Raw genomic sequence first — 25,814 nt, forward strand, 5'->3', positions numbered from 1 at the left:
GCCCATTCCCACTTCACATGGCGGAGTCTGGCGCACGACGGCGGGGCGGGACCTGACCGCGAAAGGCCAAAGCTTCCCATCCTGGACTCATCCCATTATTTTCCGCTGCCCGGTCCTGTCGTTGCATCCCACGGAGATTCCAGGAGTTCCGTCGGAACAGCCGGGTCCTCATATGTACACAAGAATTCGGCCGTGCAAATCAACTGCCGTCAATTGGCCATCCGGCGCAAAGACCTGGACAACGGACTGGACGCCCTGCGTCCCCACGCGAATGGGCTTGCCCGCCATCCTTCATGGGCAAGGGTCAACGGGCCAGGCGTGATAGCTTTAAGGATGCGTGGAGGCGGGCTGTGCAGAGGCTGAACACTCCGCAACCATGAGAGGATAGCCCAACCGTGCCAACACCCCCGCCAGGCATGCCTTCGCCGCCGGAAACACCCGTTGAAGCTGTTCCAGCTGTTCCGGGGATCGTCATGGGACTCTACCGGCATCCGGTGGTCAGATTCCTGCTTGTTGGCGGCGTTTCTTTCGCCTTGGATCTTGGGCTGCTTGCCATCCTTCACGAGATCTTCGACGTCCCCCTCTGGATAGCCACTCCTATCGCATTTGTTGTGAGCCTCGTCTTCAACTTCCTCTTGCAGCGCCTGTTTACTTTCCGCGCCAACAACAGTGGCAGCATCAGCGCGCTGAAGTACATCCTGCTGGTGATCGTCAACATCGTGATCAGCGACCTCATAGTCACGGGGTTTGACGCTGTCGGCTGGACGTACGTCATTGGCAAGACAGCTGCCACCATCCTGACGACCGGGTGGAATTACTTCCTCTACCGGCACTGGATTTTCCGGCGTACACCGGAAGCTGCCCGCTCGTAAGGCAGCATGTGTGGCCCTCTGCGGGCTTGCAACTTCGCCGGCGGTGAGACAACTCCGAGTGGTGGTTGGTTTCCCTGGCCGCGCCCATGCTTGGCACAGGGGCCCACGGCGCTTTCCGCCTTGATTCTCTGGTGCTACGGCAGCGCCCATTACCTTTGAAAGCGTCACGACAAGGCGCCATGAACCGGCGGGAATGACTCCTGTCAGCCTAGTGTTCGTGCCGCAGGGTTCCGCCGGCACTCAATTGCGCGCCGGGTGCAGAAGGAGCACCTGACGGAGCAGGCTCCCGACCGATGGTTTCTTCTGCCTTGTCTGCCACAGGCCCTGCACTGGGCTGGATTCTGTTGCTCCGGGACAGGGTTCCCTTCGTCAGGGGAACTCCGGGGTGAAGATAACGGAACAGGAGCAAAGCTCCGGCCGCTGTCACTATCAGGTACAGGACAGTCAGGGGCAGCCAGCCCATGGGCGGCTGCCAGTGCGGTGACGAAAACAGGGTTTGCCAGTTGGCTATTTCGCTGATGCCGACGACATAGCGGCGCAGGACGTAGACAAAGGCCAGCGTGTGGCAGGCCACGATGAGCCAGAAGACGACCCGGGAAATTCGCAATGCCAGAGCGCCGCCGGGAAACCGCAGCTTCCGCAGGCCAAGCCCCACGCTGATGAACAGAACGACCACCAAGGGAAGCGTGTAGCGGCCCTGCCAAATGAATCCCATTCCGCGCCACAATGCGGTCTGCAGGAGCGCCGGGACCAGGTACAGCATGGCCAGCGCCACCCAGTAACCTGTCCAGTTGCGCAGAGGACGGACGCAGAAGGGGACCACAAGGCCTGCAATCATGAGGCCTCCCCAGACGAGCGCAACCAGTTCGGGGACCGGCGTGTCCAGCCAGCCCATCGTGCCGATGTATTGCGGGAAGAAGTCGTAAGTCTGGTCAAGCATGATTATGAAGCCCCTGTAAAGGGGGGCGTCGGGATGTGGGCTGGCAATACCTTCCGGAGCGACCCCCACGTTTGCGGGTCCGTTCGCTGCGATGTACATCCACAGCAGGCCCAGGAGGGCTCCCGGAACTGCCAGTGCCACCGCCGTCAGTACTCTTCGGTCACTGAAGACGGTCACGACCCTGCGCAGCTTGAATGAGCAAACTCCGATGATGAGGGCACAGAGCAACCACACCAGCGATATTTGCCGGGCATTTGCGAGCACCACTGTTGCGGCAGCGACGGTCGCCAGGGCGGGCAGCACGCGTTTGGTACCCCTTCGGTTGTCCAGGACGACGACGAAACCTGAGAAGGCAGCCATTGTGGCGGCAATCTCCAACGAGTTGGGGTTGATGCCCCCGCCGAGGAACAGAACCATGGGGGTCATGGCAAGGGCTGCGACGAGGACGGCGTACTTTGGTCGCCGCAGCTCTGTCAAGGCTGTGAACCCGGCGGCGAAGAACAGCGCGCACAGGAGTGCGCTGACGAGGCGCATGCCGTAGATTGCGGGGGCGCCGGACATAAACAGGGTAGGCAGCCCTACTATCCAGTAGTACATCGGGTTGTAGGAGCCGGCGGACGTTACACCAATGTTGGTGAAGGTGTCGTCGACGTAGATGGGCGCGGCGCAGTCGGCCGCCTGTGCCCTGTTGAACTTGTAGCAGCTTTGGGCGTGAAGACTGGCGATGTAGTTGGGAACGCGGACGTGCACACCGTGGCCGAATGAGGTGCCGTCCTCAACCAGGACCTGGCCCCGGACTACGGCTGCCGCCTTGATCGTGTGCGCCGGTTCGTCGGGGACGCCCATCAAGGGTGTTGCCAAGGCCCAGAGACCAAACAACAGGAAGAAGATCGCCGTCAGGAGCGCGAAGGTGGGAAGGGGCCGGGGAAGGGAACGTCCGCGAACACTTCTTAGCAATAAACTCACTGTCCGTCTCCAATTGCATTGACGAGGGCGCGCCCTTCGTTCACCGCCTTCTTGCTTGGCGACATGACGAAGGCGAATGCATTCGCGTTCTTTTGTGCTTCTTCGCTGAGTACGCTCTGACCGAATGAGCGGGCCAGCCGGCCCATTCGGTCATTGGTGTACTCCCTGCACATGTATATGTAGATAACGGTGCCCAGGCCATAACCCGAGCGCCCGTCGAGTGCCTGGGTGACGGCGTTCGATGACGCGGTTACGTTTCCCGTGGACACGGCGTCGACGACAGAGGATGCCTGCAGCCGCTGGGGCTTGCCGTCAAAGACAAGCTGGGCAGCGACGAACCTGTTCCCGATGATGCTTCCGTCAAGGATGGAGATGCCTCCGTTGGTGTCATCCAACTTGTTCGCGAGATCCAATGGGGGAGACGGTGTTTGCCCCTTTACACTGCCCGGCCAACGGTCCTGGGCAGCCGGATTCCAGTCGGTTCCCGCGTCCTTGAGGTAGGAATTAACTGGACGGGCAGTGTCCGCGGGCCCCTGCTGCACGAGAACAGTGATGGCAACGTCAGGAAGAACATTTTCCGGGTTCAGGGCCGCGATTCTGGGATCGTTCCAGCGGGTGATGCCCCCCTGCAGGATCGCCGCAAGGGTCTTGGCGTCCAGGATCATGTCGTTTACGCCCTTGAGCTTGATGGCAACGCCCACGGGCAGGACGCCGGCAGCCAGTGACATGGCCCCTTTGGTTGTGCACATGCCCCGGACCGCGGTAGCCTCGCTGTCCGTGAGCGGGGCGGATCCCACAGCGAACTGCGACTGCCCGTCCTGGAACGCTTTCAGCCCGGCCGCGGATCCGTCGGGGGAGTAGCTGACGTAGGTCCCCTTTACCGAGCTTCCCCACGACAGGCCCCATGCACTGACTGCTCCCTGGCCGGCGTTGCTTCCGATTCCGGTCAGGGCACCCTCGATGGTCCCCGGAGGCATGGTTGCGCATGCAGACAGGGGCAGGAGTGCGGACAGCAGGAGCGCGGCACTGATTTTAGTTCGTCGAGAAACGGGAATCACCTATCCAGCCTAATGGTCCGGCGCTCCAAGTAAGGGACACGGCTGACGCCACACCGGTGAACGCCCCAGTCATCCACAACTGGAAATCCGGTAGAGCCGTGCGTCCTGGCCTTGCGAATCCACGAGGGTCAATCCGTTGGCCTGTGCAAGGTTGGTCAGCGCCGGGTACTTTTCGGACCCTGGCAGGTCAATCAGGTACCGGGACCCGAAGTCCAGGACGTATTGCACGTTTTTATTGTGGAGGGCGGTGCAGACGGCAGGGTTGCCTGCTGCGTCTCCGAGCTTTTGATTGATGAGGTCAGTCTCCGGGTCGTCCGTTGAAAACAGATGTGTTGTCAGGACGCGGCGCCCGGTATAAGCGTAAGCGAGGGAGCTCCCGTTCCATGGATTGTCAGCTATGACTGCATCGGACGGGACGTGGGTTGGAATCCGCTGGATTAAAGCCAGCTCATCGGGTGTCAGGAGCTCCGATTGCTCGTCGAACCGGTAGACGGACGATGCGCCTTGGATGTAGTGGGCCAGCGGGCCTGCGAACGACGCGAGGAGGGCGAAGACCACCACAGCGGCCGTGGACAGTACTGTTTTCCCGTTCGCGCCTGTCCGGGCGATGGAGGCCTCCCAGGTGCGCCACGTCCGCGCTCCCCGGCACGAGCTTCGCGCGGAGTCCCATAAACGCAGACCTCCGATGACGGCAAGAGGGGTCAGAAAAAGGGGCAGGAGTGCGGCGAGGCGGTAGGTGTCCTGGTACCAGGTGCCGATCAGGATGTCCCGGATGCTGCCTTTCGGGAAAGACGCCGCAACGATATAGAGCCCTCCGAGTACGGCGTAGCAGGCAGCCATCCAGCGCCACTTCCGTACTTTGAAGGTGGTGAGGAGACCGTAGACCGACAGGATGGAAACCACCACGGCCGGTATGGCGGATTGCATCGTGCTGGCGGTGAGTATTTCCCCGACGGCGGCGCCCGGCTTCACGGTTGGTCCCCAGTTGTCATAGGGGGCAGGGCGCAGCTTCAACCACAGGACCGCGGCGACAGCGAGGATCCCGACGGTCCCGCCAAGGAACAGCCACGCTCCGGCGGGGTTCACCCGCCACATGTCCCTGCGCGGCATGATCCGCCACCACAAAATGGCCAGGATCGGAAGGGCAAGCGCCACCGTGATGTTGATGGAGCTCGTGTGGGCGAATGCGAGACCTGCCAGCGACAGCACCAGTGCCGCTGCCCAGCTGAGAAGTGGTTCCGTCCGTGTACGCCCGATGCGGACCAGCGCTGCGAGTTCCGCTATCACGACCGGCATCATGCTGAGGGCCATGGCGTAGGGGAAAAGAGGGCCCCAGACAATCATGAGGAACGGGAAGGCAACCTGGGTGCCGGCGACCACCGCGGTTATGATGAGGGCCGCCGGCCTGCGCGAGATGGTCTTCGTGACGAGGAACAGGCAGGAGGCTGGCCAGAGGAGCGCAACAATGACCAGGTTCAGGACGTTCTCTGCAGTAGGAATATCCACTGAAGCCAGCTGCACCAGGAGGGCTGCAAAGGAATGCCACGCCGCAGGGTAAACCGCGTCAAGGCCCTGCACTCCCTGAATCGAAGCCAGCGTCAGTGATGATGCGTTTCCAGTGTCGAGTATGAAGCGGATGGCATTGAGGTGAAACACATTATCGAAGACTTGTGAGGGGTGGTCGGGTGACCCCACAAGCTGGATGAAGCGCCATGTCATGGGCAGCGTCGCCAGGGCAAGCGCAGCGAAGGGAAGGACCGTCCGCCAGTTGGGGGTTCTCAGCCGCCAAGGGATGCGATGGGTCAGGACCAATGCCCCGGCGGCGAGAACCGCGCTGACGAGAAGATACGGCAGGATGTTCCAGGGCACGTGGAGGAGCCCGCCGAGAACTCCGGCAAGTCCGGCGGCTGCTGTTGAGAGCAGTGGGGCGATGCCAAGGATCCCGCCCAACCGGAACTTCAGGCAGGACGCGATGGCGGCACCGGGAACATACAGGAGCAGAATCGCGACCGCCGACGCCGGAAGAATGGTCAGCCAGTTCACGACGGTATTTCCTCAGTCCTGTCCTCCGGCGACGTCTCCCGCAGCAGCCGCATGATGGCGCGCAGCTGTATGAGGGTTACCGCAATCTCGCCCACCGCTAGCCCGAGCGCGCCGCCCGGGCCGCCCATCAGGTGCGCCAGGATGACCATGGCCGGGAGCCCGACAAGGGCCCCAGTAATGGTGCTGGAGAAAACCACCCGCATCTGTTTGGCAGGCACCAGCCAGTGCGCTCCCGTGGAAGTTGTCACACAGACGAGGAGGAACGACAAACCGAACCAGAAACAGGTCCAAAATTCAGCTGCGTAAGCTGCGCCAAATATGGTGGCGCTGACCCACGGGCCAAGGAGGGACAGGATCAGCCAGCCTGCTGCGCCCAGGACTGACAAAGCCAGAAGAGAGAACCTTCGCCGCTCCTTGTGGTCCGAGCCGAACTCGTTGACCCAGCCTTGAAGGCTGTTACCCAACGCGGCCGTGGCGAGTTGCCCAATGCGGTACAGCTTCTCCGCTGATACGAACGCAGCCAACCCGGAGGCGGAGACAGCAGCCTGCACCACAAGGACGGGGGTGGAAGCATACGCTCCTGCGGCGACGGTCACGCCCGCTCCGCCCCTCAGCTCCCAGATTTCCCGAATCACTGTGCGGGGAGTCAGCCCGTGGAAGTCCGCCCGTTGAGCGTGATCCTTGTTGAACCACAAGGTTCCTGCAAGGCCGAGCAGCAGCAGCGCCAGTGGGTAGAGGAAGATCCCGCCGGTCGCGAACAAGAGCGGGATGACGCCCAGAGTCGCGACCATACGGGGAATAACGTCATACTTTGCGATCCTGCCGGCGTGCCCCGTCGCTATGCAGTACCAGGCCGGAGTAAGCCCTGCCGCCGCCTGGGCACAGGCCATCAGGAAAGCGACCCAGAACTGCTCTTTAACGCCCGTCAACGAGAGGACGCCTGCCATAAGGGGAACGGCGCAGATAAAGACATAAAATCGGGTAACGAAACTGGTGGCGTAGAGTCGGCGGCGGGTAACGGCGTCGCTTTCTGAGGCGACGGCGGCAGGACCTGTCAATGGCCACCCGAGCCCGATGACAATTGCCGCGATTGCCCCTACAGCCTGGCCCACGGCCAGGGAATTCCAGGCCGGCGGTCCACCCACTGTGGCGATGATGGGCAAGAGGATAAATGACGCCAGCGAGGCGAGCAGGGGCAAACCGGCGAAAGCCGCGATTCTTTTGATCATGCCGTCGTCCCGGCCGTGGTGCGTCGGCTACACGTAGTCATAGGCATCCTTGCCCAGGCGGCCGTTGACGAAGACGTCCTCAACCTCCCGCTTGAACCTGGATCGTTCGTTGAGGATGGTTTCGCGGTAGCTGCCTTGTTTCGCCACTTCCTGCTCGAAGTTGGCGATGAGCCGCGGCAGCATGGCTGCAGCGGTGGCAACCTCGGTATCTCCCGGCGTGATCTTGTGTTCCCAGGGAATAGGAACGTCAGCGTAGAAGGCGCCGGATCCGCGACGGGCCACGACGGTCAGGGCGCCGGAAAGTGTTGCTTCCCGAGGCATGCGGTCTTTACCGGGGTGGTGCCCCAGGTCCAAATAAACGCCGCATTGCTGCAGGGTCGCAACAACCTCGGCGCGGGTCATACCAACGATTGGCTGCCACTCGATGGTGGGTGGACTCGCCGCCTTAACCGCATCGATGATGTGTCCGCCCTTGGCGGGATTGTAGGTCACCAGTTGGCGGTTACGCTCAGCGGTGGCCGCGGCCTGGAATTCCTCCGTGGGGGTGTAGTCGGAGACCAAGGAGGGCACGACGTCCAACCTGGTGGCAACAAAGGCCCACGCATAGGAGGACTGCACGAGGTGGATTACGTCCTTGTCGGTGCGCAGCTTTGCCGGGGTCACGCCGTTCTTCCACATCCGCGCGAAGGGGACTGCGGCTTCCTTGGCCTTTTCAAATAGGCCGGCCGTGCTCCGGTACCACATGCGTTCGGCCATGAAGGTCAGCGAGTTATCAATGCTGAGCCACCAGCACATGCGACGGGCCTGCTTGATATGGGACACCTCGTGGACGTAGGTCTCCGGATAGACCACCACGTTTTCGGCGGAATCGACGATTTCAGTTGCCTCCGGGGCATCGTAAATCCCGTACTGCTCCACGCGCTCATTGCCTGCCGTGTGCGGATGGGGGACCAGGTAGGCGTCCTGCCCGAGCTCACGCAGCATATCGACCAGCTGATGGAGCGCTTCGGGCCCTCCTGTGCGCAAGCCGCGGTGATAGAGGACAAAGATTGATCCTGAGTTGGTGGTCATGAGTATTCTTTCGATGTTGACCGGGCAGTTCAGAGGAATGAGGGGAACTGGCGCTTAGCGCAAGCGGGCGGCAAGGTCGTCGTCTATCTTGCCCATCCTTTGACGGAGTGCGTCCCGGATGCCGGCTGCAGCGGCAATCGCGTGCTTGCGTCTGTTGGGACCGAATCCGAAGCGCACAATGTTGCTTTGGATTTCCATGTAGATTCTGCGCAGAACCCAGGCCGGCTGTTTCAGGGCATATCGGCGTGCAAGTGTCAGCGAGTTGCGGGTGATGTAGTAGACCCGGAACGGCGCGTGGTAATAGATGTAGAGCTTCTTGGGGCCGATGTGCGCATGCCAGCCGAGCAGCTTCATCGGTCGTGAACTGCCGAGGCTGTGCTCGAGATTACAGCCCCGTCCTGCCAGTGCACGAAGTCCGTGCTCCCTGAGCCGCGCATTGAATTCAGAATCTACGCAATCGATGAAGAACCCTTCGTCGAAGAGGCCCACTGCATCAAACGTGCTTGCCCGCACCAAGGTGCCGCTGGTCATGGGGTCGAAAATCTGGGGCTCGTCCCGACTGCCCCACACCGGGAGGGAAATATGATTGTGCGACTCCGCGCACACCATCCCTACGCTTTGCGGGTCACGGGACGACGCAACGGTGGCCAGCGCCGCACCGACGTAGTCTCCCGTGAACCTGGAGTCCTGGTCCATGGTGACGATCCACTCCGGGTTCCAGCGCTCGAGTGCTTCCTTGATTCCTGTGTTCAGGGCACGGGCAATCCCGGAATTGGTGGCGAGGCGCAAGACAACCGCCCCCGCCTGCTCCATCTCTGCCAGGGCTTCTGACACGTCGTCGCGCGAGCCGTCGTCCACAACGACGACGTGGGCGACGAAGCGCAGCAGCCACTTCACGTTGGCGACATTTTCTGCCGCGGGGTTATAGGCCGATACAACTCCACACACGTTGGGGTGGGGACTCGTCGGCGTGGGCTCGGGCTGCACCATCACGCCTGCCTCGTCTGCCGGGAGCGTCGCACGGCAACGTAGACGTTCCGCAGGAAGGCAATCCGTGCCCGAAGTATTTTTGAGGCTGAGCGGATACCGTGGGGCGTCAGGTTCTCGCCGTGAAGTCTGTGCAGGATGGTGTCTTCTTCCATGTAGACGATGGAGCGGTTGACGTTGCCCACAGTTGCCAGCCACTGGTCGTGGGATTCATTCATGTAAGGCGGGAACGGCAGTGCCTGGGCCAGAAGGTTCCGCCGAACGGCCATTGCGCACCCCCAATGGAGCCGGTAGCCGACCACGATGCCCAAGAGGTTGCGCAAGTAGTGGGTCGAGTCCTTTGCACGTAAACGAATCTCATGGAATGAGCCGAGGGCTCCATCGAAGTGCCTGCAGTTACTCACCACCATGTTTTTGCCGTCCAGGGCCGAAATCATGCTCTCCACACGGCCCGGCAGCCAAACATCGTCCTGGTCCGAAAGGAAGACGAATTCTCCCCGTGCCTCCCCGAGGGCTCTTTCAAACGTTGCAACATACCCGCGGTTTTGTTCGGCATCGATCAGCCGGATGCGGGCATCCGGAACAGCGGCGACGAGGGCAGCAGTGTCGTCGGTGGAACAGTCGTTCACTACAACGATTTCGTCGTAGGGGCCGAGTTCAGGAAGGATCGAATCGATCTGCTCCCTGATATGGCGCGCGCCATTGTAGGCAGCCATGCACACGCTGATGCGCGGCTGGGTGGTTGTGGGCTCCAAAAGTAATTCTCCTCACTCCGGGCGGTGCCAGCGGGGCGGGCAGGACCCCATGCAGTCTAGCAAGCCATGCCTGACGGGCCCGACAGGGGCCGGTCAACTATAATCGTGGGGAAGCCGCCGAGTTCTTCGAGCGGAGCCCACGGAAGGAATCCCAGGTCCATGACCGTTGACGTAATGCTGCCCTACTACGGCGATGTCGATCAGATGAAGCTCGCAGCCCGAAGCGTGATGAACCAGGAGAACGAAGACTGGCGGCTCATCGTGATCGACGATGGCTATCCGGACCCCGAGCCGGAACGCTGGTTCTCGACGATTACTGACCCTCGCGTTACGTACCTCAAGAACGAGAAAAACCTGGGTGCCAACGGCAACTATAAGAAGGCCCTGACCATGGTCGAGGCGCCTTACGTGGTCATCATGGGTGCAGACGACGTCATGCTGCCCAACTACCTGGACGTGGTAGTGGACGCATTCGAGACCTATCCGCATGCCAGTGTCGTCCAGCCCGGGGTCCAGGTCATCGATGAAAAGGGCATTGCCCGCATCCCTTTGGCTGATGCAGTCAAAAAGGCCTACGCGCCGAAGACCCGCGAGCGGATTGAGCTCAAGGGTGAGCAGATGGCTACCAGCCTGGTACGTGCTGACTGGGCATACTTTCCGTCGTTGGCCTGGCGGTCGGAGACCATCGTGCGGATCGGCTTCACGGACGGCCTGGACGTCGTCCAGGACCTGGCCCTGCTGCTGGACATAGCGGCGGAAGGCGGCTCCCTTATCGTGGACCCCACATTGTCGTTCCTGTACCGCAGGCACTCGGCCTCAGATTCATCCGTGCGTGCCCTGGACGGGCGGCGCTTTGACGAAGAGCGGCGCTTCTTTGAAGGGCAGGCCGCCCGTTTCAAGGAACTGGGCTGGAACCGCGCTGCCCGCGCAGCGTCCTTCCACACCACCTCGCGGCTGAACGCTGCGTCCTTGGTGGTCAAGTCTGTGGCCATGGGCAAGGTGGACTCCCTCCCGCGGCTGGCAAAGCACATCTTCGGCTGACCGATCGCATAGGAAAGGGAGCGCCCCGCGGGGGTCGCTCCCTTTTTTGTTTGGTCCGCCTGGCCAGGCCCGGGCAAATCCTCCTGCTACGCAGCGGGGCCGGCAGTACCGTCCTGTCGCGGGTGCGAACCGACGCTCTGCTGCAACGCCGAAAGCTCAACCTTCAACAGGGCCACCTCCTCGCAAAGAATGCGCACCTCGTCTTCGGCCTGCGACTGCTCACGGGACAAGTGAAGGCATACCCCGACAAGGAGGACCAGCGTGGTGATGAAGAGGAGGTTCGCGGGGACCTGGATTCCGAGCAGGCCACTGGCTTGCTCAAGCAGCGCGGGAAAAGCGGCCAGCAGCAGCGTGCCTATGCCGATGACGATCCAGAGAACGGCGTATTTCTCGCGCAGCTTCTGCCGCCGCAGCATTTCGAAGACGAAGAAGAGAATCGCCACGACGACGATGGAGCCCATAAGGAGGGACATGTGGATTCCTAGTTGGTCGAAGGTGTGGACTTCTTGCGCGTCAGCGCGAACAAGAGCGCCATCCCTGAGCGGCCAAGGTAGATGGCGGCCTTGATGGGGTCATGGCTCGGGGTGCCTCCCTGACGCTCCCTCATTGAAACGCCGACCTGGCGGACAGTGCAGCCTGAGCGGATCGCCACGACCAACGAATCGATCGTGTCGCCCAGGTACTCGGCGGGATAATGGTCCAGGTATTGGCGGATCGCTTTGGTGTTCGCTGCGCGGAATCCGGAGGTCACGTCGGTGAGCTTGGTCCGTGCCAGCCGGGATATTGTCCACGCCAGCACGTTCATCGCCCACTTTCGGGGGCCGCGAACGGTGTAGTTGCCCGCATCAGCGAACCGTGCACCGATGGCGATATCGGCCTCCCGCAATCCATCGAGGACTGCTTTGATGTCCCGGGGGTCGTGTTGTCCATCCGCGTCCACTTGGATGACCTGCCGGTACCCATGCATCTGGGCATATTTGAAGCCAGTCCTCATGGCACCACCGACTCCCATGTTGAACGGCAACTGCACAACTGTGGCGCCGGCTGCGCGTGCCACCCGGGCAGTGTCGTCACGGGAGCCGTCGTCAACCACCAACACGTCGCATGCCGGTCCGAACTCAAAGACTTCCGCAATGGTGTTGCCGATGGCTTCGGACTCATTCCAAGCCGGCATGATGACCAGGGTGTCGTGGCGTGCTTCGGTCATGCTGAATGTCCGCTCGTGATCGAGTTAACGTACTCGGTCAGGCGCGACCCAGCTGGCGGTGCTTCGAATCCGGCAGCCCTGATCTTGGAAAGGTCCAAGACACTGTTCAGCGGTCGGGGCGCAGCATCCTTTCCCTCGAAGTATTCCTTGGTGCTCACGCCCGTTACGGCGGTCCTGCTTTTGCCTGACAATTCGTAGACGTCGGCTGCGATGTCCGCCCACGACTGCGGGTCACCGTCGTTGCTCAGGTTGTACGTGCCATATTCCGCGCCGGAGTCCAGCAGATGCCGGATACCCGCCGCGATGTCGTCGGTGAAACTGAGCCGACCGTACTGGTCGTTCACCACAGAAGGCTCTACTCCGCGCGACGCGAGCGAGGCCATGGTGCTTACGAAGTTGGCACCGTCCCCAATCACCCAACTCGTGCGGACGATGTAGTGCCGGGGGACCACGCTGACGACTGCATCGCCGGCTGCTTTGGTTTGCCCGTAAACACCAAGCGGCGTCAGCGCTTCAGACTCTGCATGGACTTCCTTTGCGCCGTCGAAGACGTAGTCAGAGGACACGTGTACCAAGGTGAGGCCGTGCTCAATGGCAATCCGTGCAAGTTGCGTCAACGCCGTCACGTTTGTGGCCCAGGCGGCCGCCCGGCCTTCGGAAGTCTCGGCAGCATCCACTGCTGTGTAGGCTGCCGCATTAATGACAGTGGAATAGTTCTTCCAGTTGCGGTCCTCAAAAGCGTCCGGGCTGCCGAGGTCGAACTCACTGCGCGATGCAAACTCAACGGAACTTTCGCCGTCGTACTTCTTCCGCAGTGCCTTACCCAGCTGGCCGTTGGCCCCGATCACGAGGGTCTTCTTCGGTGGCATGGGCACGACGTCCGCGAGGCGGGGGTGCGCCTTGTCCTTGTCGGACAGTTCGGCGTCGGAGAGCGGGATGGGCCATTCGATAGCTACGGTTTCGTCCGCAAGGTTCAGGAAGGTGTACTGACCCTGCGCGTCCGCGGACCAGTGGTCGTTCACAAGGTAGGTGTAAGCCGTATTGTCCTCGAGCGTCTGAAAGGCATTGCCCACGCCGCGGGGAATGAAGATGGCCTGGCTGGGGTCAAGTTCGGCCGTGAAGACCGTGCCGAACGAAGGTCCTTCACGGAGGTCGACCCAGGCTCCAAAGATTCGGCCTGTGGCAACCGAAATGAACTTGTCCCACGGCTCGGCATGGATCCCGCGGGTGGTTCCGGCCTTCTCGTTAAAGGAGATGTTGTTCTGAACGGGGCGGAAGTCAGGCAGCCCGAGCGGCACCATCTTCTCCCGCTGCCAGTTCTCCTTGAACCATCCCCGGTTGTCACCGTGGACCGGAAGATCATACAGAACGACGCCGGGAATGGGTGTTTCGTGGGCAGCAAGCTTTTTCGAAAACTCCAAAGACATGGGTTACTGTCCCTGTTCCTTGTACTTCGCTTCTGTAGCGGCCTTCTGCGGGCGCCACCAGTCCTCGTTATCGCGGTACCAAGCAATGGTGGCTTCGATGCCTTCGTCGAAGTTGGAGAACTGCGGCTCCCACCCAAGCTCATTGCGCAATTTGGTGGAGTCAATGGCATAGCGCAGGTCGTGCCCGGGCCGGTCGATAACGTGGTCGTAGGCATCCGCGGCTTGGCCCATGTGCTTGAGGATAAGTTCAACGACCTCTTTGTTGTTCTTCTCCCCGTCGGCCCCGATCAGATAGGTCTCGCCGATTTTGCCCTTGGCGATGATCGCCAGCACGGCCGAGGAATGGTCGTTGGCGTGGATCCAGTCCCTGACGTTCTCACCCTTGCCATAGAGCTTGGGGCGGATCCCGTCGATAACGTTCGTGATCTGGCGGGGAATGAACTTCTCCACGTGCTGGTAAGGACCGTAGTTGTTGGAGCAGTTGCTGATCGTTGCCTGGAGGCCGAAAGAGCGTACCCATGCCCTTACCAGGAGATCGGAACCCGCCTTGGTGGACGAGTACGGGCTTGACGGGTTGTACGGCGTCTGCTCGGTAAAACGCTCGGGGTCATCCAACTCCAGGTCGCCGTAGACCTCGTCTGTGGAGATGTGGTGAAAGCGCTTGTTGTGCTTGCGTGCTGCTTCGATCAGGGTATACGTGCCGATGATATTGGTGTCCAGGAACGGGCGCGGATCGTGGAGTGAATTGTCGTTGTGCGACTCGGCAGCGTAGTGAACCACGACGTCGGAACCGGCGACGAGACCGTCGACAACGGACGGATCCGCGATATCGCCTTGAACAAAGGTGAACCGTTCCTGCGGAAGTCCCTGCAGTGACTCAAGGTTGCCTGCGTAAGTCAGCTTGTCCAAAACGGTGACGTGGTCTTCGGTGTTTTCCAAAACGTAGTGGACAAAGTTTGAGCCAATGAAGCCGGCACCGCCGGTAACAAGAAGTCGCTGCATAATTCCCAAGACTACCGGATTTGCCGCTGCTCTTAGCTAAAGGAAAGATGGGTGCATGCGCGGAATAATACTCGCCGGCGGTACCGGCTCGAGGCTCCACCCCATCACCTTGGGCGTCAGTAAGCAGCTGGTCCCGGTATACGACAAACCAATGATCTACTACCCGCTCTCCACCTTGATCCTCGCGGGCATCCGGGACATCCTTATTATCACCACGCCCCATGATGCGGAACAGTTCGAACGGCTCCTCGGTGATGGCTCCCGCTTTGGCGTCTCTATCACCTACAAGCAGCAGCCTTCTCCCGATGGCCTCGCCCAAGCGTTTGTGCTGGGTGCCGAGCACATTGGCGACGACACCGTTGCCCTTGTCCTGGGAGACAACATCTTTTACGGACAGGGTATGGGCACGCAGCTGCGCCGTTTTGAAGATATAGACGGCGGAGCCGTTTTTGGGTACTGGGTGGCAGACCCTAAAGCGTATGGAGTGGTGGAGTTCGACTCCACAGGCAAGGCCATCTCGCTTGAGGAGAAGCCGGAGAGGCCGAAGAGCCATTACGCTGTGCCGGGCCTTTACTTCTATGACAATGACGTCGTGGAAATTGCCCGGAATCTCAAGCCTTCGGCAAGGGGCGAACTTGAGATCACCGACGTTAACCGCACGTACCTGGAGCGCGGGAAACTGCAGGTGGAAATTCTCCCGCGAGGGACGGCCTGGCTCGATACCGGTACTTTCAACGATCTCAACGACGCGTCCAACTTTGTTCGCACTACCGAGAACCGCCAAGGGTTGAAGATCGGGGCGCCTGAGGAAATTGCCTGGCGGCTGGGTTTCCTGACAGATGACGAGCTCAGGGAACGGGCCGAACCCCTGGTGAAAAGTGGCTACGGGTCGTACCTCATCGATTTGCTTGAGTACGGTCACTGACTACCCGAACACGGCATGTGCCGGGATTGACCGCAAATAAGTGAAGGGCCTGAGCCCGGTGGATACCGGGTTCAGGCCCTTTCTTATGTCGCAGGTAGTTGTCGCAGTCAGTTAAGGCGAATTGTCGCTCCGCCTGCTGCCGTCCAGCTTATGCTGCCGCCCTGGAAGGTCTGGCTGCAGGCCGTCTTGTCGGAGGAACAGGTTTGGCCGCCCGTGGGGTACGCGAGTTGGCCGTTTTCGAATCCCTGGCTTGCCCAGCGCTGCTGGATGGGCCCGGGCAGCATCAATTGCGCCCCGCTCGTTGCGGACCACATCACGGTTCCCTTTTCGAAATTCTCGAAGCATCCACCGTTCCTCAGCCCGCAAATGGCTTCGCTGGTGGGATACCCGAGGGATCCGTTCTCGTATCCCGTGGTGGCCCAGCGATCCCTGATAGGCGTCGACATCATGGCCTGCGCTCCCGTGGAGTACGAGTACATGATGGTCCCCTTGGCGAAGTTCTGGAAGCATCCGCCATTCCTGAGGCCACAGATTTGTGCACTGACTGGATAGCCGAGCTTTCCGCCCTCGTAACCGGTGCTTACCCATTCGTCCCGGACAGGGCCGAACATGACAGCATTCGCGCCGGATTGGGGGGACCACATTGCTGTTCCATTGAAGTAGTTTTGGAAGCATCCGCCGTCCACCAAACCACAAATCACATTGGAGGCCGGATAGCCAAGGACACCGTTCTCGAAGCCCGTCTTTTGCCAGAGGTCCCTGATGGGACCCACGAGGCTCGGCTGTGCACCGGTCTGAGGAGAGTACATCAGTGCTCCACCGGCAAACATTTGGAAACACCCACTGTCCTTCAGTCCGCAGTATTGTGTGGATGTCGGATATCCCAGGCTTCCGGATCCCCAGCCCAGGCGCTCCCATCCTGCGGCCATTGGGCCGGCAGCTACCGTTTGCGGGGCAGTCGTTGCCGAGTAGGCTACAACGCCCTGCTCGAACGACTGCCGGCACTCCGTCTGAACTGCCCCGCAACTTGCCCGGCTGGTGGGATAGCCGAGCCGGCCATTTTCGAATCCGGACTTCCCCCAGTAATCCAGGATTTTGCCCGTCAGTGCGTAGGCACCGGTGGTGGGCGAGAACATCACTGTCCCGCTTTGGAAGAGCTGATAGCAACCACCGCCCCGGAGCCCGCACACCTCCCCTGCGACGGGGAATCCGATGGGTTCACCATTACTGCGGGCAGTTTTCCAGGCTTCGCCGATACCCATGAAGACGGGCCAGGCGCCGGATGTGGGCGTCCACCCGATGACTCCACCGCTGAAGTTTTGAGTGCAGGAAGACGTGGTGCAGAGGGCCTCGCCGTTCGGGTATCCGAGCAGGCCATTTTCGTACCCTGCGCGCGCCCATGCATCCAGAATTGGACCTGTCCTGACTAGCCGTGCTCCGGTTGTCGGACTCCAGAGAACCGAGCCTGCCTGGAAGAGCTGGAAGCAGCCCCCGGACTTGAGTCCGCAGGTTTGATTGCTCAGGGGATAACCCAGTCCACCGTTTTCGTAACCCTGCGCCGCCCAGTAATCCCGGATCGCGCCGAATGGTACTTGTGCAGCCACCGTACCCGGCGACCACATTATTGACCCGCCCTGGTAGTTCTGGAAGCATCCGTTGTTCTTGAGCCCGCAGATGACGCCGGAAACCGGGTAGCCCATCTGTCCGTTCTCGTAACCGCCGGCAGCCCACGCGTCCCGTATCGGCCCAATAAGGCTAGGCTGCGCGCCCGTTGACGGTGACCACATCACAATGCCTGTCTCATACCCCCGGAAACAGCCCCCGTCCCGGAGTCCACAGACGGTCTCCGAGGTCTGTGCTTTTAGGGACGGCATTGAGGCGCGAAGGGCATCTATGGCGCGGATGGCTGCCGGTGGAATTCCGCTGGAAGCAAATGCTTTGAGGCCTGCGTAGTCGCCGTTCCAGACATTGGAGTCACCCGCGAACGGCCCGGTGCTGCTGTACTGCCAGATGCTGTAGGTGCCCCAGCTCCCCGTCGGAATGGCGCCGGCGTCGTTCGTGGCCGAGTAGGGGTAAGCAGCGACCCAAAGCGGATATTCCCCGAGACCGGTGGGGTTGCCTAGGCACTGGTTCCACCAACTCGTATTCGTGTAGATGACGGGTAGTCTTCCGGTCAGCGACTGCATGGTATTGCCAAAATCCTGGACCCAGGAGGTCAGCTGAGCCTGGGACATGCCGTAGCAGGTGTCGCCGAAGTAGAAGCCGTTGATGGTCCGGCCCTCATAGGGGTTGAACTCGAAGTCAAGAACCGGCGGCATTGTGTAGCCATCCCCGGACCATCCGCCGCCGTTCTGGACAAAGTAGCGTGCCTGGTCGGCGCCGGAGGACCAGTTGGGGATGGCGAAGTGGTAGGCGCCCCGGATCATGCCAACGTTTCGCGCGCCCTGATACTGAGCTCCGAACAGGTCATTGGTGAAGTAGTTTCCCTCCGAAGCCTTCACGTAGGCGAACCTTGCACCCATGTTCCACTGCTGCTGCCAGTCGACGTTGGTCTGGTGTCCGCTGACGTCCAGTCCCTGTACGCCGAAGGAGGGCATCCACGTGCCCTCTGTTGCAAGCGATTCCGCATTCAGCTTCTGAACAGCGCCCGACGGGGACGCCGAGGTCACCCGCTTGGACCGTTGTCCCATCTCCGCTCCACCGGGGCCGATTGCCTGGGCCATCGATTGCGCAGCTGCCGTTGTCGGCGAAGAGGCTGCAGGGGAAGGCTGTGGGGAGGACGTCGTTGTCGGTGCCGGTGCGGGAACTGTTGGTGCCGGTCCGGGAGTTGTTGGTGTGGGGGACGGCGTTGGGGTCGCAACCGGCGAAGCGGCGGCAGTCTGCGAGGGTGCCGGACTGGGCTCGACAGCGGAAGCGGCTCCCGTTAGGCCAGGGCCGATCAGCAACGAGACAGCCAATAGGCCAGCCCCGAAGGACGTCATGATTGGGCGACGGGACTGAGACAGGTTCCGCTTCATATGTGCTCCGGAGACAATGCGGCGCTCCCCAAAGCGCCTCTTTGGATACTGCTCAGGCGAATTCCCCCAGGAAGGCACCTGATAGTGCTATTTCGATAAATAACGCGCTCACCTTAGCACCAGTGTTACTGGGGTAACTAGTGATTCTGATGTTACTCGTGTGAATCTTGCGCAGGTCCATGCCAAATCTTGAGGTCCTGCCCGAATCCTGCACGTTCCTGTTTATCCACATTGCTGCATCGATGACTTGTTGCCGGAGTCACCTCTACTTAGGCTGGACCCAGTCGCACTGCCTCCGCCGGGGGCGGCAGTCGTTTGGGGGACAAATGGACGCGCTGGGAATAGTCGAGGACGAAGTCCGCGAGCTGATCCGCCGCCGCGGGCTGGATCCGTTGAGGCAGGCAGGCGAGGTCCGCCGGTTGGTCGAAGCCGCGGTCTCGGACTATGACGAGCGCGCGTTGTTGGGACCGCTTCCGCCGCTGGGTCCGCTTGATGCAGCCCGGCGGTTCCTCTTCGATGCGGTGGCAGGGTTTGGAGTACTTCAGCCGCTCCTGGATGACCCCACGGTGGAGGAAATCTGGCTCAACGCACCCAATGAGATCTATGTGGCGCGCAACGGCGAGTCCGAGCTGACTTCGCTGAGCCTCTCGGAACAGCAAGTGCGGGACCTTGTGGAGCGGATGCTTAAAAGCTCCGGCAGACGACTGGACATGTCGTCACCGTTCGTCGATGCCGCTTTGCCGGACGGTTCACGACTGCATGTTGTGATTCCCGATGTAACCCGCCGTCATTGGGCCGTCAACATCCGCAAGTTCGTTGTGAAGGCCAGCCGGCTCGAACATCTTGTCGATTTGGGAACACTGACACCGCAGTCGGCGCGCTTTCTCGGTGCCGCAGTATCCAGCGGACTCAACATCCTGGTATCAGGAGCGACCCAGGCAGGCAAGACAACCATGCTGAACTGCCTGGCAGCCAGCATTGGAAGCCGGGAACGCGTCATTACGGTGGAGGAGATCTTCGAACTGCAGTTTCCGCTCAGGGACGTGGTAGGTCTTCAATGCCGCCAACCCAACCTGGAAGGTGAAGGTGAAATTCCGCTCCGCCGGTTGGTGAAGGAAGCGTTGCGAATGCGCCCGGACCGCTTGGTGGTGGGGGAGGTGCGGGAAGCGGAGAGCCTGGACATGCTGATAGCACTCAACAGCGGTCTTCCGGGCATGTGCACCGTCCACGCTAACTCGGCCCATGATGCCGTCACCAAGATCTGCACGCTGCCGCTACTCGCAGGGGACAACATCTCCAGCGCCTTCGTCGTGCCGACGGTCGCCTCCTGTATAGACCTCGTGGTGCACTGCAGCAGGCACCCCGATGGAACGCGGCAGGTCACCCAGATCCTTTCGCTGGGCCGGCGTGTGGAAAATGGCATCATCGAGTCGTCGTTAGTCTTCGCCCTGGACAACGGAGTCCTGCAGGCTTGCGCCAACGCCATGCCGGCGGCAGAGAAATTCTCACGGGCAGGCTATGACGTGGCCGCACTGCTGGATCCGCGATGATGTCCGCTCTCATGGGCACCACCGCGGGTATCGGTCTCTTCCTTATTTGGTGGTCCTGTTGGGAAGTGCCCGACCGCGGAAACAGGGAACGCAAGCCTGGCCGCCTCGCCGAGCTGCTCGCCGGGGCGGGTGTAGATAAGGTCTCAGTCCGTGGCCTGGTCGGCACGTGCCTGGGGCTCGGGGCTTTCGTTGCACTCGTGTTCTTCGGGTTTAGCCGCTCGTGGCCCCTTGCCGTCTGTTTCGGGCTATTCGGTACGTGGTTGCCAATCACTGTCCTCCGATGGCGGGCGAAGAAGAGAAGGGCAATGCTGCGCCAGCTTTGGCCCGACGTCGTCGACCACCTTCGATCCGCCATCCGGGCGGGTCTGCCCCTGCCTGAGGCCCTCATTCAGCTTGGCGATAAGGGTCCTGAGGAATTGCGTCCCATCTTTCGTGAGTTCGGTGCCGACTACCGGGCCGGCGGCCAATTTGATGGCTCCCTGAACAAACTTAAGCAGCGGCTGGCGGACCCGGTGGCTGACCGCATTGTCGAGGCGCTCCGGCTGACACGGGAAGTGGGTGGCTCGGACCTGGGGAAGCTCCTGGGCACGCTTGCCGAATTCCTCAGGGAGAACTCCCGTACCCGAAGTGAGCTTGAGGCGCGGCAGTCGTGGACCATCAGTGCGGCGCGGCTGGCCGTTGCGGCGCCGTGGATCGTGATGATCCTGCTCTCGACCAGGCCTGAAGCCATCAGGGCCTACAACACGCCCGTGGGCGCCGCGGTCCTGCTCGGCGGCCTGGTGGTGTCACTCATTTGCTACACCGCAATGCTCAAAATTGGTGCCCTGCCGCAGGATGAAAGAGTGCTCCGATGATCATGGTTAGCCCTGCAGCAGTGATCTGCGGCATCGGGTTTGGTCTTGGGCTATGGCTCGTGATCTTCCGGGCGCCTCCAATGCGCGCCATGACGCTGTCTGAACGTATTGAGCCCCAGCTGAAGTCGCACAACCTGGAATCGCGCCTCCTGGTGGCGGGTGAGCAGAACTTGACTCCTTTCGGCCCCCTTGGACGGATCCTCCGTCCTGTCTTGAAGGATTGGATCTCCTCTTTGGGGAAGCTCAATCCCTCGCCGGGGGCTACCGGGCGGCGACTCGCGCAGGCAGGAATCAATAAATCACCCCTCGACTTCCGTGCAGAGCAGTTGCTGTGGGCTGCGGCCAGTTTTGTCGCCGCACTGATGGTCGTCCTTCTGGGAGCAGCAGCAGGCAGGTTCAGCCCTGTTCTTGCGGCAGCAGTGATCCTCGGCAGCTCTGCGGGCGGCTTCGTGCTTCGGGACTATTGGCTCGGCGTTCAAGTCCGCCGCCGGGAAGGGCGGATGATGGCAGAGTTTCCCAGCCTTGCAGAGCTCATGGCGCTCGCCGTGGGCGCAGGGGAGAGCGCAACGGGAGCATTGGACCGCGTTTGTCGGAGCGCCACCGGTGAACTTTCAAAGGAATTTTCAAAGATTCTCGCTGAGACAAGGGCTGGAAAGCCTTTGGTCCTCGCCCTGCAGGAATTCTCCGCCCGCACCGACCTCCCGCCTTTGGTCAGGTTCGTTGACGGCATCATTGTCGCGGTGGAAAGGGGGACACCCCTGGCGGACGTGCTTCGTGCGCAGGCACAAGACGTACGTGATTCAGCTAAACGGGACCTCATGGAGGCTGCAGGCAAGAAAGAGATCGCAATGATGGTCCCGCTGGTCTTTGGAGTCCTTCCCCTAACCGTGGTGTTTGCGGTCTTTCCCGGCATCGCCGCCATCAATCTGGGCTTCTGAACGGCAAAAGGAACGGAAGCCCGCAGCTTTGAGTACCTATCCAAACTCCCATTCCGCAACCAGACAGGACGCACGATGAAATCCATGGGAACCCGTTGGCTGATGCTGCTTCTAGGCCTCGCGGCCTTACTGCAGCCCAATCGGACCAGCCCCGCAAGGTCGCGGCGCCTTCGACGCTACCGGTTTCACGTCCTCCGGAGCGTTCCGTTATCACCGTCCCGCGCCGGTGATAACCCTGAGCGCGGTGACGTCCCGGGGTGGGTGATGATCACCTTGATGTCCGCGGTCCTGGTTGCGGCCCTGCTTGCGCTTGCCGGACCAGCCCTTGAGGCCATGTTCAACCAGGCTATGGACAAGGTGGGGAACTGATCCATGAGAGCGTACGCTCCCGGCCTGGGGGCGCCGCCGGAGCTGGCCCGGCCGGGTGAGCAGGGTTCAGCGGTAGTGGACTTCGTCTTGGTCGGTGGGCTGCTGACGATGTTCTTCCTCGCGGTCATCCAGTTGACGCTGGTGTTGCATGTCCGGAATACCCTTATCGATGCTGCTGCGTCCGGTGCGCGGTACGGGGCGCTTGCTGACCGCAGCGCCTCCGATGCCGAGGAGCGGACAAGGAGCCTCATTGGTACAGCCCTGAACCAGAGCTTTGCTGAACAGGTGAGTATCCGGGAAGTGACGGTGCAGGGGATGCGCACCCTTGAGGTCACAGTTCGGTCTCCCATGCCGGTCATCGGGTTGATCGGCCCGAGGGACATGCTGGAGGTGAGGGGCCATGCTGCTGTCCAACCCTGACCTCTCCAGCTTCAATCCGTTGTCCAGGCACAATCCACCTCCTGCTTCCACCGAACATCGCACAGGGCTGGCACGGGCAGGCGGCGGGGCAGGGCAGGTGATTTTCCGGAAGACGGCTGAGGGTTGTGGAATGGACGGGGTGTTGCGGTGGCTGGCAGGCGGGGAGGAATCAGGCTCCAGGCAGCCCCCGACAGACGAACAAGGCAGCGCGGTGGTCGAGTTCGTATTCCTTGCCCTCCTGCTCATGGTCCCGCTGGTCTATTTTGTTATTACCGTCGGCCAGATCCAGGGCGGCTCCTTCGCCGTCGTGGGCGCCGCGGACCAAGCCGCGAAAGTGTATGTTGCCCAGCCCGATGCTTCGACCGCCCAGTCGACTGCCGAACAGGCCGTGGCCCTCGCGCTTTCCGACTTCGGCCACCAGGTAGAACGGGCCAGCCTGGTCACCACCTGCAATCCCTCCGACTGCCAGGCTGCCGGGACGACCGTGACAGTGACCGTCAGCCTCACCATCCCCCTTCCGTTCGTACCCTTCGCCGAAGGGCTGACGGCCACCCGGGTGGAAGCCTCTTCCACCCAAATCGTGGGCAGGTACAGGTGAACCGCAGGGAACCGGATGACAGCGGACAGGTGCTGGTGATGATTCTTGGCTACGTTCTCCTTGCACTCTTGGTCGCGACAGTGGTCATGGGCATCTCCGCCGTCTACTTGGAGCACAAGCGCTTGCTGTCACTTGCGGATGGAGCGTCCCTTGCAGCTGCCGACAGCTACACACTGGGCGAGGTCGGCTCACAAGGTGGAACCCCGTCAGCTGTACTCAATCCTGCCCGGGTCCGTAACGTGGCTGCCGACTTTGTGGCCAGAAGTCCTGCATCCCAGCGTTTTTCCGCACTGGCCGTGACAGGGGAGACGGGAACACCGGATGGTTCCACCGCCGTGGTGGTCCTGTCCGCCGCCGTGCACCCGCCCGTGGTCAACTTCCTGATTCCCGACGGTATCCGCATTGAAGCAACATCGACCGCGCGTTCGCGGTTGACCCGGTGAACGGATGACGCGACGAACAGTTGACTCTATAGTTGCCAGCCCCGTGCAGGCGTGACCCGCCGGGGTCGGGCGCCCCGACGTACCTGCGCGCCGGGCCGTATCCACCGATAGCGTAGGCTTAAACCACCATGGCCAATATTGATTTTTCCGCTGAAATCCGTGCGCTCCGCGCCACCTACGAGTCCATCGAACGCGTCAGCGATGTGGAGACACTCAAGGAAGACATCGCCGAACTCAGCGAACGGGCAGGGGAACCGGACCTGTGGGATGATCCCGCGGCCGCCCAGAAAATCACCTCCCGCCTCTCACACCGCCAGTCGGAGCTTGAACGCCTCACCAAGCTCGAATCCCGGATTGACGATCTGGAAGTCCTGGTGGAACTCGGGCAGGACGAGGACGATGCCGACTCGATGGGGGAGGCCGCCACCGAACTCGAGTCCATTAAGAAGGCCCTCAAGGAACTGGAAGTCGTGACACTGCTGTCCGGCGAGTACGACGAGCGCGAAGCCGTGGTGTCAATCCGCGCGGGCGCGGGGGGCGTGGACGCGGCGGACTTTGCAGAGATGCTGCTCCGCATGTACCTTCGCTGGGCTGAACGGCATGGCTACCCCACGACCGTTATGGATACCTCCTATGCGGAGGAGGCCGGCCTGAAATCTGCCACGTTCGAAGTCAAAGCGCCTTACGCCTACGGCACGTTGAGTGTGGAAGCCGGCACCCACCGCCTCGTCAGGATCAGCCCGTTCGACAACCAGGGCCGCCGCCAGACCTCGTTCGCCGCAGTGGAAGTCATCCCGCTGATTGAACAGACAGACTCCATCGAGATCCCGGACAACGAGATCCGGGTGGACGTGTTCCGTTCGTCCGGCCCGGGCGGCCAGTCGGTCAACACCACCGACTCCGCGGTCCGACTGACCCACATTCCCACCGGCACTGTAGTTTCCATGCAGAACGAGAAATCCCAGCTGCAAAACCGTGCCGCTGCCATGCGCGTCCTGCAGTCGCGGCTCCTGCTGCTGAAGAAGGAGCAGGAGGACGCCGAGAAGAAGGCCCTGGCTGGCGACGTCAAGGCGTCCTGGGGCGACCAGATGCGTTCCTATGTCCTGAACCCGTATCAGATGGTCAAGGACCTGCGCACCGAACACGAAGTGGGCAACACGTCAGCGGTGTTCGACGGCGAGATCGACGACTTCATCGATGCCGGCATCCGTTGGCGTACGGATAACCGCAACGCCGCCAACAACAACTGATTGCGGCCGCGCTCTCAACAAAGGAACTGCCCCGGCATCGGGATGCCGGGGCAGTTCTTTGTCGGTGGCACGAAAGGATGGCAGTCTCCGGGTCTATTTCCTGTCCGCGGAGCCGCGGCGCCGAAGCGTGTTCCAGCGGGCGGTGAGTCCCCATTTGGTGACGTTGATCATGGCTTCGATGACGATGTTGCCGCTCATTTTGGAGGCGCCGAGTTCGCGTTCGACGAAGGTGATGGGGCGTTCTTCGATGCGCAGGCCCAGTTTGGCCACGCGCCAGGCCAGGTCCACCTGGAAGCCGTAGCCGACGGAGTCGACCTGGTCGAGGTTGAGTTTTTCGAGGGTGGTCCTGCGGAAGGCGCGGTAGCCGCCGGTGACGTCCTTGATCGGCAGGGCGAGCATCAGCCGGGCGTAGGCGCTGCCCACCCGGGAGATCGCCTGGCGGTACAGGGGCCAGTTGACCACGCTGCCGCCGGGAACCCAGCGGGAGCCCATGGCCAGGTCGGCGCCCTGCTCCACGGCTTCGAGCAGCTGGGGCAGTTGTTCGGGCTGGTGGGAGCCGTCTGCGTCCATTTCCACCAGGACGTCGTAGCCGGCGTCCAGGCCCCATTTGAACCCGGCGATGTAGGCGGCGCCCAGGCCTTCCTTGCCCTTGCGGTGCAGGACGTGGACCTGGGAGTCCTCGGCGGCGAAGCCGTCGGCGAGCTGGCCGGTGCCGTCGGGGCTGTTGTCATCGACCACCAGCACGTCCGACGCCGGAACGGCCTTGCGAAGGCGCTGGAGCGTCTTGGGCAGCGATTCCAGTTCGTTGTAGGTGGGAATGATCGTAAGGACGCGCACAAAAGGCCTTCCTGG

Annotated in this window: 24 protein-coding genes; 11 read left to right on the forward strand and 13 right to left on the reverse strand. The window is 61.6% G+C overall.

Features of this window, described 5'->3' with window-relative positions; genetic code table 11:
• The first annotated feature begins 395 nt into the window (after positions 1 to 395).
• A complete protein-coding gene (locus ACTJK0_RS08805; protein ID WP_440744128.1) occupies positions 396 to 872 on the forward strand; it encodes a GtrA family protein in 477 nt (158 codons plus the stop codon).
• Positions 873 to 1,080: 208 nt separating this feature from the next.
• Here ACTJK0_RS08805 and ACTJK0_RS08810 read toward each other — a convergent pair whose 3' ends face one another.
• From ACTJK0_RS08810 to ACTJK0_RS08840, 7 genes are all read right to left on the reverse strand, one after another.
• Entirely contained in the window at positions 1,081 to 2,778 is a 1,698-nt protein-coding gene (locus ACTJK0_RS08810) for a DUF2142 domain-containing protein (RefSeq protein WP_146228542.1), read from the reverse strand.
• Positions 2,775 to 3,836 (reverse strand): substrate-binding domain-containing protein, encoded by a 1,062-nt coding sequence (locus ACTJK0_RS08815; RefSeq protein WP_440744127.1) that lies wholly within the window; start codon positions 3,834 to 3,836, stop codon positions 2,775 to 2,777. Before ACTJK0_RS08815 ends, ACTJK0_RS08810 begins: the two co-directional genes overlap by 4 nt.
• A 69-nt stretch (positions 3,837 to 3,905) precedes the next feature.
• Positions 3,906 to 5,879, reverse strand: coding sequence for a DUF6541 family protein (locus tag ACTJK0_RS08820; RefSeq protein WP_440744126.1), 1,974 nt, complete (start codon positions 5,877 to 5,879; stop codon positions 3,906 to 3,908).
• Complete coding sequence (locus ACTJK0_RS08825) at positions 5,876 to 7,108, reverse strand: polysaccharide biosynthesis C-terminal domain-containing protein (protein ID WP_110541111.1); 1,233 nt, start codon at positions 7,106 to 7,108, stop codon at positions 5,876 to 5,878. Before ACTJK0_RS08825 ends, ACTJK0_RS08820 begins: the two co-directional genes overlap by 4 nt.
• Before the next feature lie 27 nt (positions 7,109 to 7,135).
• Positions 7,136 to 8,179, reverse strand: a complete 1,044-nt coding sequence (locus ACTJK0_RS08830) for a hypothetical protein (protein WP_440744125.1) — start codon at positions 8,177 to 8,179, stop codon at positions 7,136 to 7,138.
• A gap of 54 nt (positions 8,180 to 8,233) precedes the next feature.
• Positions 8,234 to 9,169 (reverse strand): glycosyltransferase, encoded by a 936-nt coding sequence (locus ACTJK0_RS08835; protein WP_440744124.1) that lies wholly within the window; start codon positions 9,167 to 9,169, stop codon positions 8,234 to 8,236.
• Positions 9,169 to 9,888, reverse strand: coding sequence for a glycosyltransferase (locus tag ACTJK0_RS08840; RefSeq protein WP_440744147.1), 720 nt, complete (start codon positions 9,886 to 9,888; stop codon positions 9,169 to 9,171). The genes ACTJK0_RS08835 and ACTJK0_RS08840 overlap by 1 nt, the downstream gene beginning before the upstream one ends.
• A gap of 192 nt (positions 9,889 to 10,080) precedes the next feature.
• Here ACTJK0_RS08840 and ACTJK0_RS08845 point away from each other — a divergent pair, with 192 nt between their 5' ends.
• A complete protein-coding gene (locus ACTJK0_RS08845) occupies positions 10,081 to 10,962 on the forward strand; it encodes a glycosyltransferase family 2 protein (protein WP_440744123.1) in 882 nt (293 codons plus the stop codon).
• Positions 10,963 to 11,048: 86 nt separating this feature from the next.
• On the opposite strand, the gene ACTJK0_RS08850 is transcribed toward ACTJK0_RS08845, so the two are convergent.
• From ACTJK0_RS08850 to rfbB, 4 genes are read right to left on the reverse strand one after another with little or no spacing between them, the layout of a single operon-like run.
• Positions 11,049 to 11,435: a DUF2304 domain-containing protein gene (locus ACTJK0_RS08850; RefSeq protein ID WP_110541106.1), complete on the reverse strand. Its 387-nt coding sequence runs from the start codon at positions 11,433 to 11,435 to the stop codon at positions 11,049 to 11,051.
• Positions 11,436 to 11,443: 8 nt separating this feature from the next.
• Complete coding sequence (locus ACTJK0_RS08855; protein ID WP_110541105.1) at positions 11,444 to 12,169, reverse strand: glycosyltransferase family 2 protein; 726 nt, start codon at positions 12,167 to 12,169, stop codon at positions 11,444 to 11,446.
• A complete protein-coding gene (locus ACTJK0_RS08860; protein ID WP_440744122.1) occupies positions 12,166 to 13,596 on the reverse strand; it encodes a sugar nucleotide-binding protein in 1,431 nt (476 codons plus the stop codon). Before ACTJK0_RS08860 ends, ACTJK0_RS08855 begins: the two co-directional genes overlap by 4 nt.
• 3 nt (positions 13,597 to 13,599) lie before the next feature.
• A complete protein-coding gene (rfbB, locus tag ACTJK0_RS08865) occupies positions 13,600 to 14,598 on the reverse strand; it encodes a dTDP-glucose 4,6-dehydratase (RefSeq protein ID WP_110541103.1) in 999 nt (332 codons plus the stop codon).
• Between the two features lie 55 nt (positions 14,599 to 14,653).
• On the opposite strand from rfbB, the gene rfbA reads away from it, so the two are divergent.
• Positions 14,654 to 15,523, forward strand: a complete 870-nt coding sequence (gene rfbA, locus ACTJK0_RS08870) for a glucose-1-phosphate thymidylyltransferase RfbA (RefSeq protein ID WP_110541102.1) — start codon at positions 14,654 to 14,656, stop codon at positions 15,521 to 15,523.
• Positions 15,524 to 15,630: 107 nt separating this feature from the next.
• Here the strand turns inward: rfbA and ACTJK0_RS08875 are convergent, their stop codons facing one another.
• Positions 15,631 to 18,540, reverse strand: coding sequence for a GH25 family lysozyme (locus ACTJK0_RS08875; RefSeq protein ID WP_440744121.1), 2,910 nt, complete (start codon positions 18,538 to 18,540; stop codon positions 15,631 to 15,633).
• A 326-nt stretch (positions 18,541 to 18,866) separates the two neighbouring features.
• On the opposite strand from ACTJK0_RS08875, the gene ACTJK0_RS08880 reads away from it, so the two are divergent.
• The 8 genes from ACTJK0_RS08880 to prfB all read left to right on the forward strand — a co-directional run bounded on the left by ACTJK0_RS08880 (position 18,867) and on the right by prfB (position 24,962).
• Positions 18,867 to 20,090: a CpaF family protein gene (locus tag ACTJK0_RS08880; protein ID WP_440744120.1), complete on the forward strand. Its 1,224-nt coding sequence runs from the start codon at positions 18,867 to 18,869 to the stop codon at positions 20,088 to 20,090.
• The gene (locus ACTJK0_RS08885) at positions 20,087 to 20,944 is read left to right on the forward strand and encodes a type II secretion system F family protein (protein WP_440744119.1); all 858 of its coding nucleotides are present in this window, start codon (positions 20,087 to 20,089) and stop codon (positions 20,942 to 20,944) included. Before ACTJK0_RS08880 ends, ACTJK0_RS08885 begins: the two co-directional genes overlap by 4 nt.
• Positions 20,941 to 21,882: a type II secretion system F family protein gene (locus ACTJK0_RS08890; RefSeq protein ID WP_110541100.1), complete on the forward strand. Its 942-nt coding sequence runs from the start codon at positions 20,941 to 20,943 to the stop codon at positions 21,880 to 21,882. The genes ACTJK0_RS08885 and ACTJK0_RS08890 overlap by 4 nt, the downstream gene beginning before the upstream one ends.
• A gap of 75 nt (positions 21,883 to 21,957) precedes the next feature.
• Entirely contained in the window at positions 21,958 to 22,251 is a 294-nt protein-coding gene (locus tag ACTJK0_RS08895) for a hypothetical protein (protein ID WP_110541099.1), read from the forward strand.
• A 3-nt stretch (positions 22,252 to 22,254) separates the two neighbouring features.
• Entirely contained in the window at positions 22,255 to 22,671 is a 417-nt protein-coding gene (locus tag ACTJK0_RS08900) for a TadE family protein (protein WP_440744118.1), read from the forward strand.
• Positions 22,652 to 23,269 (forward strand): TadE/TadG family type IV pilus assembly protein, encoded by a 618-nt coding sequence (locus ACTJK0_RS08905; protein ID WP_440744117.1) that lies wholly within the window; start codon positions 22,652 to 22,654, stop codon positions 23,267 to 23,269. Before ACTJK0_RS08900 ends, ACTJK0_RS08905 begins: the two co-directional genes overlap by 20 nt.
• Positions 23,270 to 23,307: 38 nt before the next feature.
• Positions 23,308 to 23,712, forward strand: a complete 405-nt coding sequence (locus tag ACTJK0_RS08910) for a pilus assembly protein TadG-related protein (RefSeq protein WP_110542061.1) — start codon at positions 23,308 to 23,310, stop codon at positions 23,710 to 23,712.
• Positions 23,713 to 23,840: 128 nt separating this feature from the next.
• Positions 23,841 to 24,962, forward strand: coding sequence for a peptide chain release factor 2 (gene prfB, locus ACTJK0_RS08915; protein ID WP_110541097.1), 1,122 nt, complete (start codon positions 23,841 to 23,843; stop codon positions 24,960 to 24,962).
• Between the two features lie 93 nt (positions 24,963 to 25,055).
• On the opposite strand, the gene ACTJK0_RS08920 is transcribed toward prfB, so the two are convergent.
• Positions 25,056 to 25,799 carry a polyprenol monophosphomannose synthase gene (locus tag ACTJK0_RS08920; RefSeq protein WP_440744116.1) on the reverse strand — a complete coding sequence of 248 codons (744 nt, stop codon included), beginning with the start codon at positions 25,797 to 25,799 and terminating at the stop codon, positions 25,056 to 25,058.
• Positions 25,800 to 25,814 lie beyond the last annotated feature (15 nt).

Origin of the sequence: Paenarthrobacter sp. 22069, from assembly GCF_052046035.1 — a bacterium.
Lineage (GTDB): Bacteria > Actinomycetota > Actinomycetes > Actinomycetales > Micrococcaceae > Arthrobacter.